The organism is Thalassoglobus neptunius, assembly GCF_007859735.1.
GTDB lineage: Bacteria > Planctomycetota > Planctomycetia > Planctomycetales > Planctomycetaceae > Thalassoglobus > Thalassoglobus neptunius.
This window is the reverse complement of sequence record NZ_SIHI01000024.1, coordinates 42347-52682: the sequence shown is the minus strand read 5'-3', so window position 1 is coordinate 52682 and position 10336 is coordinate 42347. Positions and strand designations below refer to the sequence as shown.

Genomic DNA, 10336 nt, shown 5'->3' with positions numbered 1-10336 from the left:
CACCAAATCGAGCGAAGCCATGATCTATGTGGCTTCCATTGGTCGCATGCTCCGCCGCTTAGCTCCTTCACCCAACCAAGCTCCGTTCAAATACCGACTTACAGCATGAAGAGGATTCCGGATAGGCTCTTAGTCATTCGCTGTGATCGACTGCAGAAGCGGCTCATTCGTCGTCGTCGTTGATTGCTTCAGCTTCGGCACTCGAGGCGGATTCTTCGGCGGTGTTCTGTGAAGCAGAAGCCACGTAGCTTCGATATCGATCGGGAATCTTGACGAAAGCTGTGTATCCGGCGATTCCGAGCAGAAGAAGGAGTCCCAGTGCCGCGCCCAAATTGGTCATGGGGCCGTTGACGTGTTTTCCCATGATGTCTTTGCGAGACGTCAACCAGAACAGGATGGCTGCAATGAGCGGGGCACCAATCACTGTGACGGCCTGAGCCATGATGAGTGATGGAGTCAGGTCGAAGCCGAACAGGATCGCCGCAATTCCGAATCCCATTCCGGTTAACAGTGCGGCAGCTGTAAAGAGTCGCGGCCATTTTTCATCGGGACTTGCTCCGAGGCCAAGGCCATCCGAAAGAATGAATCCCCCGATCATTGAATTGACGAGAAACGAAGAATAGGCAGCTGAGAAAACCCCGAAACAGAAGATGACTTTCCCATTCGTACCGAATGTTGCTTCGAGAGCCTGTGCGATATCAACGGGAGATTTTAAGACGACGGGCTCTCCGGTATATAATCCCGCTGCTGCTGTCGACATCAGCATGATTGTCAGAACGCCCATAATCACAGAGCCGATTCGCGCGTCCATCAGACCGTTTTGAAGTTCCGATTCGCCCCAGCCTTTCTGTCGAACGAGATACACCTGATAAAACGCTGCTGTCGTGACGAAAGTGGTTCCCAGCAATCCGAGGAGGTCGAGTTCGATCATCCCGACTGATGGAATGAAACCTTCCGCCATCTCTCCGAGATCGGGACCAAGTCGAACTAAGTTGATCGCAAAGCTGACGAGCATCAGCCCGACGAAACCCATCATCAACCGTTCGAGCATGCGATAAAGGTCTTTAAACGCGAACAAAAACATTAATGCGATGGCATTAAATGCGACAATTAACCCGACGATGACTTCTTTGGAATCCGAGAATGCTTCGAAGGCAGAAGCGACTCCGAAGTTGTTTCCTGACTGATAAGCTGTCGCGATGAAGAAGACGCAGCAGCCGACCAGAATTGCCAGCCATGACCCTGCGTGCTTACGAATTAAATCGCCTGCGGAACGATCAGCGACAACTCCGAGTTTCGCTCCCAGCGTCATGTATAACATCATGAACGCGACGGAAACGACGACGATCCAAAGCATTGAATAGCCGTTGTTGGCACCGACCGAAGAACTGGTCGTAATACTGCCTGGGCCAATGACAACACATGCTGTGATCAGTCCCGGGCCAATGCGGTAGTACCATGGATTTGACGAAGGGGTAGAATTCATAAGTCTCGGTTCAATGGAAGTGCGCGGGCGTGCGAGGCGAAGCAGGTGAGTGATTCAGTTGCTGTTTTGTTTCTCGAGGGGATGAGGAGTCAGGATGGAATCTCTCAATGGCCGGGAGAGCCGATCGATGGATTGGAGCATCGATCGATTCTGACCGGTGACGTCGTTGAACAGGAGGGAAATCTATTTCAGTAGGGAGGCGTCAATCTGTTCTGCGAATCGGAATCCTTCACGCCACTTGGGCTGATCTAATTCTGTTGTTCCGACCAAGTCTGTTTCGTCAAGGAGAAGAGTCGGTTCGTCGTGAATCTTCCCTTGCTGATCTCGATAGACCTTGACCACAAATCGTCCGGGAGTGAAAGGATTTGGGGCGGTTGTTTCTGACGCCGATTCTCGGGGGGCGATCACCAAGAGGGTTCCATTCACCAAATGTCGCGGAGTCACTGTCCCTTGCGTGAAGGCGACTGGCTCATCACTTGCCATTTGGTGCTCTTCGTCCCAGGTGTGAATGAAGATCTGAACGGTCTCTCCGACGGGCCATGACTCAGGGATGTTTGTGAGTCGCACAACCTGTTGAGTCCCGATCCACAGATCTTGAGGAAGGTCGGAAACAATTTTGTAGTCGCCGTGGACAGCTTGTGCATAGTCATCAATCCACTTGATGATGGCTTTGTAAGTTTGGTCGTTGGGATGAAGTTTTAAGCCTCCATAATGGCTGACTGGATCAGACGAAGAAGGCGGGCCGAGTTCGTTTTCGCCGATCTTTGCAGGGAGTTTCGACATCGGTTTGAGGACGAGCAAACTCTTCGTGGGAGCCTCAAGGTTGAGCATGGGGTAATCTCCCGGCTCAGTCTGACGGCTTCGGCGAACGAGTTCGTCGATCGTTTGTTCGGGAGTCCGTTGAAAGAGATCGAGTCGATCGACAAGTTCCGGATGCTTCTCCGCGAATTCCCTCTGCTTCTTGATGACAGCCTGATGGCGCGGATTGGATTCGTCAATTTCAAAAGGTGTGTGACACGGGAAGCAACGCATGCGATGAGTCCAGACGGTCTTTGCGAAGGACTCGGCGAGGCTGCTGCGTCGAGTGTGTCGAATGACTTCGTCAGGCTTCGCCGGTCGAGCAAGTTGACTGGGTGAGAGCGGAGATCGATTCACCAACTCAGTGTCAGCACAGGACGCTTCGATCCAATTCGCGAATGCTTCGAATTCTTGCTGGCGAAGCTTTTCGTGAATGAGTTTGGCGCCCTCGTCGAGATCGGTTTCTCCCAACTGGATTAGTTTCAGGATTTTTGAATCGGTCGGAGTCTCGACATCAATCAAACCCTGATCACGGAGGGAAAGGAATGTCTCTTCGTGTGATGGGAGAATGTATTCTTTCAAATCAACGGAAGAGAGATGGCATTGGATGCAGCTTGACGGTTCCGGCGAACGAAAGATGGGCATGATCCGTTGATTGAAGACATCCTCTGCCTTCTTGGGATCAGAATCGTTTGCGAGAACGGATGTCTCGCAGAGAAGCACGACGAAGCAAGCATATCGTGCGGCGGTTAGAAACGCTCTCATCGTCCGTCTCCTCGAATCATGTGAAATGACATTGATCAGCGATGGAACACAGCAAGCGTTAAGATTAGCGGTTTTCGGAGGCGATTCCAAAGGTGGACTTAGCGAATCCCGTTCAACTCGAGTCAATGGTTCGATGAAGAATTCACTTTTAGCAGTGGAAACGCGGAAAGTGTCTGCGTTTCGGAATCATTCCTCTGAGTTTCCGTGGTCGCGATCACGTGTCGAAATTTCCCCGGCAGGTGACGTTTGGGACGGATCTCGTATGATTGATGTCAGATCCCCTCTCTGCATCATTGGAACAACGTGATTCAGTCGTTGATCAAAGACTTTCCATATCAGTGATCATCGATTGAGATCGGGAGTTGGAAAATTTATGTCTGCAAATCTCAAAAGTATTGAAGCACTGAGGGCGTTTCGGGCGTCCTTGATTCAGTTCATCGAAGACGCTTCGTCAGCGCTTCAGTCGATGGGAATGGAGTTGCAGAAGTCGCGCGAATGGATTGAGCATGATCGACCGCAATACTGGACGATTCAAACTCGCCGCGCGTTCGATTTGGTCAGCCAGACGAGAACAGCTTACGAAACTTGTCGGATGAGAACGGTTGCAGGCCATCGTCCATCGTGTCTGGAAGAGAAGGAAGCCTACAATGCCGCGCAGCGAAGGGTTCGCAATTGCCAGGAACAAATCGAGCATGTCAAACGCTGGGCGAATAAGCTTCAACACGAAACCGATGAGTTCAGAGGTCGTTTTGCGAGGCTGCAGATGATGCTTGAATCCGAGCTTCCGAAAGCAGTGGCTCGACTCGACAGGCTGGCTTCGATTCTGGAATCGTATGCCGAGATGGACGCACCGCCTCCCAAGACAGACCAGTCAAAGTGAAGTGAGTCCTGTTGATGGAAACGCTGGCAGAGCGACTTTGGAATGGACTCATTCAATCAAAAATTGCGTCGAGAAACGGTCACGCAGTGAAAGTCGTTCATGATTGGGCGAAGTCGTCGAATCAACATAGTCGTCGCAGATAAGAACAGATAGAAAACGGAGGAGTACGATGAGACCGGGGAATATTCAATCGGGGGCTGGGCAGCTGAAAGATGCGACCGAAAAACTTTCGCTTGCCTGGCAGTCGGTTCGCGAAGTCTGGAAAGACAAACAGGCGGCGGAGATTGAAGAGGAGGTGATCGTTCCTCTTCTCGACGAAGTCGCCAACTTGCTTCCCGCGATCAATGAAATCTCGTCCGTCATGGGCGCGGCAGTGCGATCGTGTGAGGAATAGGAATTGATGTTGGATCACTCTTCCATGAAGACGAAATCGGCAAACTCGTCGACAGAGAACTCGACCGGCGAGAGCCAGCGGTTCACTCGGGCGCAGCGACTGAGAAGCGGGCGCGACTTCGAGCGGGTCTACGCACGCAAACTCCGGGCGGGGAACGAGCATCTCTTGATCTTTGCTGATCGAAGCCCAACGCAAACAACGAGAATTGGGCTCAGTGTTTCGCGTAAGAACGGCAATTCCGTTATCCGGCATCGGATTCGACGACTTCTTAAGGAAGCGTTTCGGTTGGCGCAACACGACATTCCGGAGGGAATCGACATGATCCTCATTCCGCGACCGGGTTCGAATTCTACAGTGCTCGATTATCAGAAGGCACTTGTTTCTCTCAGCCGCAAATTGACTCGACGGATCGCTTCGGATTGAGAACTCCGATGGACTGTAGCGGTCAATCGGTCAGTTCAGACTCAAACAATCGGCTGGGAGCGATGTTGACCGCTTCGGCTTTTGGAGTGGATGGGCAAAATCTCGCAACTTCTCCGGATTGGACCATATCGAGAAAGCCGACAGGCATATTCTCTCGGCGAGCCAAACTGAATGTGTTTGTATAGGCGCGTGAATGTTCCGGGTTTGATAATTAGTGACTGCTGAGAAAGTCGACAGCTTGAGTCGAGTCGACCGACAAGAGGAGTTGACTGACCTGAGACAGAAGTCTTTCTAAGGGGAGTCCCTATTCGGTTGAGAAACATCTTGCTGCAGGTTGATTTGCGTGCAGAATCGAGTGTTTTCAGGAAATCTGCCATTCGGCTTCCTGGAGTCTTGTCCGCCGATTGCACATGGGGGCGACATCAGTTTGCCCGGGCGAGTTCGCGCGAGACTTATTCGATGATGCTTTGGATGTGTACGTTGCAATGATCCGATCTGCATTTCTCACTGTTGGACTCTACTTGCTGCTCTCTGGCGTCGTGCTTTGTGTTGTCGAAGAAGTGGTGTTTAATGCCAAGATCTCTGAGACACCCGCTCCAGTGGTGGAATTGCTGACGCGCGTCGCCGACAGCGGGCTTCGAACGTTTCATCCTCCCGAGTGGATGGCGTTCACGTTTGTCGGAGTCGGGGCCGTTACGATGATGTACGCGATCGCGTTGCCTCGAAGGGCTTAGTGCTGTCCCGCATGCTTTCTGCTTTCTCCGCAGAGACGAGTCGACTTGCAATGTGTTGGCCCGGTCCATTGTTCGCGAGTCTCGGCTTCTTCGCTCGATCAATGTGTTGAAGACTGAAGCGATGACATTCTTGTCTGCTTCGTCACTCAGGATCTGAGCACAATCGCATTCGGCTTGGAGATGTGAATTCCGCCTGTGTACCATCCAGTTTGAATCAGACGAGTCTCGGAAAAACCGTTTCTGGATAATGGCTGCTGAACGTCATCGGCGTTGGATGAAGCGAACAGATCAGGAGGGATGGAATGGTGCAATTTGACATGCTGCGTTTTGACAGGCTGCGTTGGGGAATCGTTTTGTCGATTCTGGGGTTTGGCACCTCAGCGACAGCGGGGGACTGGCCGCAGATTCTCGGTCCGAACCGCAACGGGATCGCTTCCGCTGATGAAAAACTGGCCGACAAGTGGCCGTCCGGTGGCCCCCCGGTGATTTGGGAGAAAGACGTTGGGAGCGGTTATGCCGGCGTGGCTGTGGAAGGCGACGACGTCGTTTTGTTTCATCGAGTCAAAAGAAACGAAGTTGTCGAAGTGCTCTCTGCCGAAACAGGGGAATCGAAGTGGAACGTGAAGTGGTCCACGGATTTTTACCCGCAAGTTGGAGGGGGCGATGGTCCGCTTTGTGTTCCTGTCATCGCGGGAAATCGCATTGTTGCGTTTGGAGCACAGGGAGTTTTGACGTGTATAGATCGTGAGTCAGGAGAACAACTCTGGCAAGTCGACACTCGGTCAGAATTCGGAGCGCGGGAAGGTTACTTCGGATTTGGGAGCACACCTCTGGTCATTGGGGAGCGTGTGATCGTGAATGTCGGCGGATCGAAAAAGAAGGCTGGTGTCGTGGCCTTTTCGCTGGAATCAGGAGAAGTTCTGTGGAGCAGGACCGAAGAGCCCGCCAGCTACTCCGCTCCGGTTGAGTGTTCCGTAGCAGGAATGCCGCACATCATGATCATCACGCGATACAAGTGCATGCTGATGGATCCCGAGAATGGGTACCTGCGATTTCAGTTCCCCTTCGGCCAACGCGGGCCAACGGTCAATGGAGCGAGCCCTGTTGTTTTGGGAGATCACGTCCTCGTGACGTCCAGCTACGGAGTCGGTTCAAGGTACGTCAAGTTCGACTTCTTCGGCTCCAAAGAGGTTTGGGAAACGGAACGGACGATGGCGTCGCAGTACTGCACTCCGATTGTCGTTGACGACAAGATTTACGTCATTGACGGCCGAGACGATATTCCTCCGGCCGATTTGAAGTGCCTGGACCTGAAAACGGGAAAGCTGCTCTGGTCTGAGCCGAATTTCGGTTACGGGACGCTGATTCACGCCGATGGGAAGTTTCTAGCCTGTCTCGTTTCCGGGGAAGTGCTGCTGGGCAGAATGGAGGAGACACGCATGAAAGTGTTGTCCCGAGCGAGGTTGTTTCGATCGACGATGAGGGCACTTCCGGCACTCTCAAACGGGAGAATGTACCTAAGGGATCAATCAACCTTGAAGTGTTACAGCGTTGCACCCGGTTTATAAGTCGCAATCGCGACGTTCTGTCGCTGAGACCTTACGAATTCTTCGAAATTGTTACATGTCGGTGAGCGAATTCACGATAGTTGCATTTTGATGGCAGACGCTCCGGTTTTGAATGCCAAATCGCCCTTGGTTCCTCCAAAAATGACCACTGAAGTTTTGACGGAAATCAAGTTGACCAAAAGAGATTTGACGCGTAAGAATAGGTGGGGAATCTGACTTTAATGAATTTTGAAGAAATCGTTTGTTCCCCAAAATTTTACGTGGACGAGGGGGAAGGGTGTGTTACGATGGCACCTCAGTTGAGGACAAAATTGACAACTGAGAGTCGCTGGTCGAATCGAACACACTTATTTGTTGACAAGATGTTACGGAAATTTGTGGTCCTCAGGATTCGACGACGGCCCCCAAATGGGAGCGAGTAAGGATGCTGAAGACCCCCGATCGTTTGGACTGTCGATTGCAACGGTTCTGCCCTCCTCTTTGTTTACTCAGACCTCCCATGTGCTACGGGTCTCCACCACGTTCAGGTTGATTGTCATTCATTGGCAGATTCGCCGAATCGTGTGAGTTAAAACGTGGTAAGCTTGGAATCAACCCGGTTGGAGAGGGTTGTCCACTGAAATGGTTTTGGGGTGACGGCACACCTGATGACCAAAAGCAGGTTGTTCTGGAAATGCAGATCCTTCCCCATGAAGACCTTGTTGGTTTTCTGTTTCTGCAAACCGCAGATTTGGTGAGACCAAGGGGTGGCAATCAGGCACTCAAAGCCGATTGCTTTCAGAATCATCCGGAAAGTCTGATTTTCTGACTTGTGTTCTGTCTGTTTCACTGGATGGTGGATCAGTTAGCAACCGTGAGTCATTTTCTCTTAAAAAGAAATTCTGTTGCTGCGGTATTGAGTTCTATGAGTGATGTGAAGATTTCGCAAACTCATCATGGTCATGGCAGCAGCTGTTGTTTACTTGAAATTGCATGTTGGATTGGAGTGAACTGTGCATCGGCTAGATTCTGGATTGAAATCGTTGATGGACCGCGCTCAAGCGCGAGGATTTTTGACATACCAGGCGGTTGATGAATTCCTCCCCGATGAGGGTGGCGACCCTGTGATGATGGATCGCATCATCCAGGCGCTCGAGGAATTGGATCTCCCGCTGATCAACGATCCCGATGCGCCTCGCACGGTCGCTGAAAAAACACGGATGGAGCAACAGCAGACCACCGAACCGGAAGTGACCGAGATGGCGGTGGCTCGTGGGCTGATTGAGCCTGAGACGCCAATGTCTTCTCGTGACCCGATCCGCATGTATCTCAGCCAGATGGGGAACATTCCTCTGCTGACGCGTGAGGACGAGATCTTTCTGGCCAAGCAGATTGAAATCACTCGAAAACGATATCGTCGAACGTTGATGGAATCGGATTTCGCGCTGAACACTGCCCTCGAAATTCTTGATCAGGTTCATTCGGGCGAGCTTCCATTCGAGCGAACACTTCGAACCTCAGACACTGAAAACACGAAGAAAGAACAGATTCTTGGGCGTATGCCGATCAATCTGCCGACTCTCAAGCAGCTTCTGGCCGAGAACGAAGCTGATTTCGAGTTGATGCGAGCCGAGGGAACTTCCACCGAGGAAATTGCCGAAGCACGTGAGCGGATGATGATCCGCCGCAGAAAGATGTGTTCGCTGGCTGAAGAACTCTCAGTGCGAACTCATCGGCTGCAACCCGTTTACAAGCGAATGCAGCAGATTGGTGACCGGATGAACGAACTCGTTCGCGACATCAAGATGCTGCGTCGTCGGCCGTCTGCTGCGAGCGAAGTCGAAATGATGCAGCGGGAACTCGCCGAGTTTGTCGAAATGACTCGCGAAACTCCTGCCGAATTCAAAGCCCGGCTCGGAAAGATCAAGCATCGTTTCGATGCCTGGACACATGCGAAGCAACAACTCTCCGGTGGAAACCTTCGTCTGGTTGTCTCCATCGCCAAAAAATACAGAAACCGTGGTTTGAGCTTCCTGGATTTGATTCAGGAAGGAAATGCCGGGTTGATGCGTGGTGTTGAAAAGTACGAATACCGCCGCGGTTACAAGTTCTCAACTTACGCGACTTGGTGGATTCGACAGGCGATCACTCGTGCGGTGGCCGATCACGCTCGGACGATTCGAATTCCTGTTCACATGTTCCAGAGCATTTCGACTCTGAAAGCGAAGAGTGAACAGATTCGTCAGGAAACCGGTCGCGAACCGACCACTGAAGAACTTGCAGAAGCTGTTGGTCTTTCCGTTGAAGAAACGGAACGGATCATGAAGACCTGGAAGCATCCGATCAGTCTCGATACTCCTGTTGGGGAAAGCGAAGACTCCAGCTACGGTGATTTCCTTCAGGACGGAAGTGAAAACACTCCTGCCGATTCGGCGATGCACCAGATGCTGCGAGACAAAATCAACCATGTGTTGAAAAGTCTGACCTATCGTGAGCGGGAAATTATCAAGCTTCGCTACGGTCTCGGCGACGGTTACAGCTACACACTCGAAGAAACCGGACGAATCTTCAAAGTGACGCGTGAGCGAATTCGTCAGATTGAATCGAAAGCATTGCGAAAGCTGCAACATCAAACCCGTGCAGAGCATCTGCGTGGATTCGTTGAATCTCTCTACAACGGCGAAGGTGACGAACTGCCTGCAGTCGAATCGGAAGAGTCTGTTCCCGTGTAGAAGCCGGATTCAGCGATGCCGGGAAAGGTGATCGTTGCCGAGCTTTCCAAACACTCCTGGATCAGGTGATCTGTTTGGAAACGGTCATTGGAAATCGGGAGAAAATTTGAACGAAGCGATCAAAGCTCGTTCATGCTTCCAGTTTCCGCCTCAACCGGGATTTGAATGTGTGAACACCATAAACCCGCCGATTTTTGTCGGCGGGTTTTTTGATGAGAAATTCATCCAACGCACATTTGTCTGAGCTGGGAATGAATCGAGTCACAAACTGTTGTGGTTCAATCCCGGTTTCGCAACAATACCGGCTTCCCTTGGAGTCCCTTGGTTGACTCCCGGGGAATTCCGCGTCTTCTCTCTGTTTTCCCTGGGTCTGTGGAGTGAAGCTTCTTCCGAACGAATCGTGCGACATCGGTCGTGGTTCGCAAGGCGGAAGAATGGAGTCGATTTTGCTACCCCGGAATCTCGCATGCTCATTCTCTGCACAGATCGTAGAGACAGAGTCTTCGATCGAGTAAGGGAGAGGGAGTTCAAAGTCATCGGTCGGTTTTCGGCGGGATGATTGCGATTTTCCCTGAGA

General features: G+C 51.7%; 9 protein-coding genes. 7 read left to right on the top strand and 2 right to left on the bottom strand.

From position 1 onward, the window contains the following. Window positions 1-163: 163 nt before the first annotated feature. Window positions 164-1486, bottom strand: coding sequence for an Nramp family divalent metal transporter (locus KOR42_RS19950; protein ID WP_146511601.1), 1323 nt, complete (start codon window positions 1484-1486; stop codon window positions 164-166). Between the two features lie 45 nt (window positions 1487-1531). Between KOR42_RS19950 and KOR42_RS26885 the strand changes: the two genes are divergently transcribed. Then, complete coding sequence (locus tag KOR42_RS26885) at window positions 1532-1681, top strand: hypothetical protein (protein WP_197441378.1); 150 nt, start codon at window positions 1532-1534, stop codon at window positions 1679-1681. Here the strand turns inward: KOR42_RS26885 and KOR42_RS19945 are convergent. After that, window positions 1670-3049: a hypothetical protein gene (locus tag KOR42_RS19945; RefSeq protein ID WP_146511600.1), complete on the bottom strand. Its 1380-nt coding sequence runs from the start codon at window positions 3047-3049 to the stop codon at window positions 1670-1672. The two genes, KOR42_RS26885 and KOR42_RS19945, sit on opposite strands and share 12 nt — an antisense overlap. 373 nt (window positions 3050-3422) lie before the next feature. Between KOR42_RS19945 and KOR42_RS19940 the strand changes: the two genes are divergently transcribed. The 6 genes from KOR42_RS19940 to KOR42_RS19915 all read left to right on the top strand — a co-directional run bounded on the left by KOR42_RS19940 (window position 3423) and on the right by KOR42_RS19915 (window position 9759). After that, window positions 3423-3929, top strand: a complete 507-nt coding sequence (locus KOR42_RS19940; RefSeq protein WP_146511599.1) for a hypothetical protein — start codon at window positions 3423-3425, stop codon at window positions 3927-3929. A 169-nt stretch (window positions 3930-4098) separates the two neighbouring features. After that, window positions 4099-4323 carry a hypothetical protein gene (locus KOR42_RS19935; RefSeq protein WP_146511598.1) on the top strand — a complete coding sequence of 75 codons (225 nt, stop codon included), beginning with the start codon at window positions 4099-4101 and terminating at the stop codon, window positions 4321-4323. 6 nt (window positions 4324-4329) lie between these two features. Further along, window positions 4330-4746, top strand: a complete 417-nt coding sequence (rnpA, locus tag KOR42_RS19930) for a ribonuclease P protein component (protein ID WP_231741022.1) — start codon at window positions 4330-4332, stop codon at window positions 4744-4746. A 410-nt stretch (window positions 4747-5156) separates the two neighbouring features. Continuing rightward, window positions 5157-5480 (top strand): hypothetical protein, encoded by a 324-nt coding sequence (locus KOR42_RS19925; RefSeq protein WP_146511596.1) that lies wholly within the window; start codon window positions 5157-5159, stop codon window positions 5478-5480. A gap of 302 nt (window positions 5481-5782) precedes the next feature. Further along, window positions 5783-7048: a PQQ-binding-like beta-propeller repeat protein gene (locus tag KOR42_RS19920; protein WP_146511595.1), complete on the top strand. Its 1266-nt coding sequence runs from the start codon at window positions 5783-5785 to the stop codon at window positions 7046-7048. 1025 nt (window positions 7049-8073) lie between these two features. Beyond that, window positions 8074-9759, top strand: coding sequence for a sigma-70 family RNA polymerase sigma factor (locus KOR42_RS19915; RefSeq protein WP_231741021.1), 1686 nt, complete (start codon window positions 8074-8076; stop codon window positions 9757-9759). Window positions 9760-10336: the final 577 nt, after the last annotated feature.

What these genes read in the sequence shown, in the direction of transcription:
- KOR42_RS19940 (WP_146511599.1), top strand. Translation starts at nt 3,423, where the DNA reads ATGTCTGCAAATCTCAAAAGTATTGAAGCACTGAGGGCGTTTCGGGCG.
- KOR42_RS19945 (WP_146511600.1), bottom strand. Translation starts at nt 3,049, where the DNA reads ATGAGAGCGTTTCTAACCGCCGCACGATATGCTTGCTTCGTCGTGCTT.
- rnpA (WP_231741022.1), top strand. Translation starts at nt 4,330, where the DNA reads ATGTTGGATCACTCTTCCATGAAGACGAAATCGGCAAACTCGTCGACA.
- KOR42_RS19950 (WP_146511601.1), bottom strand. Translation starts at nt 1,486, where the DNA reads ATGAATTCTACCCCTTCGTCAAATCCATGGTACTACCGCATTGGCCCG.
- KOR42_RS19935 (WP_146511598.1), top strand. Translation starts at nt 4,099, where the DNA reads ATGAGACCGGGGAATATTCAATCGGGGGCTGGGCAGCTGAAAGATGCG.
- KOR42_RS19925 (WP_146511596.1), top strand. Translation starts at nt 5,157, where the DNA reads ATGGGGGCGACATCAGTTTGCCCGGGCGAGTTCGCGCGAGACTTATTC.
- KOR42_RS19920 (WP_146511595.1), top strand. Translation starts at nt 5,783, where the DNA reads ATGGTGCAATTTGACATGCTGCGTTTTGACAGGCTGCGTTGGGGAATC.
- KOR42_RS19915 (WP_231741021.1), top strand. Translation starts at nt 8,074, where the DNA reads ATGGACCGCGCTCAAGCGCGAGGATTTTTGACATACCAGGCGGTTGAT.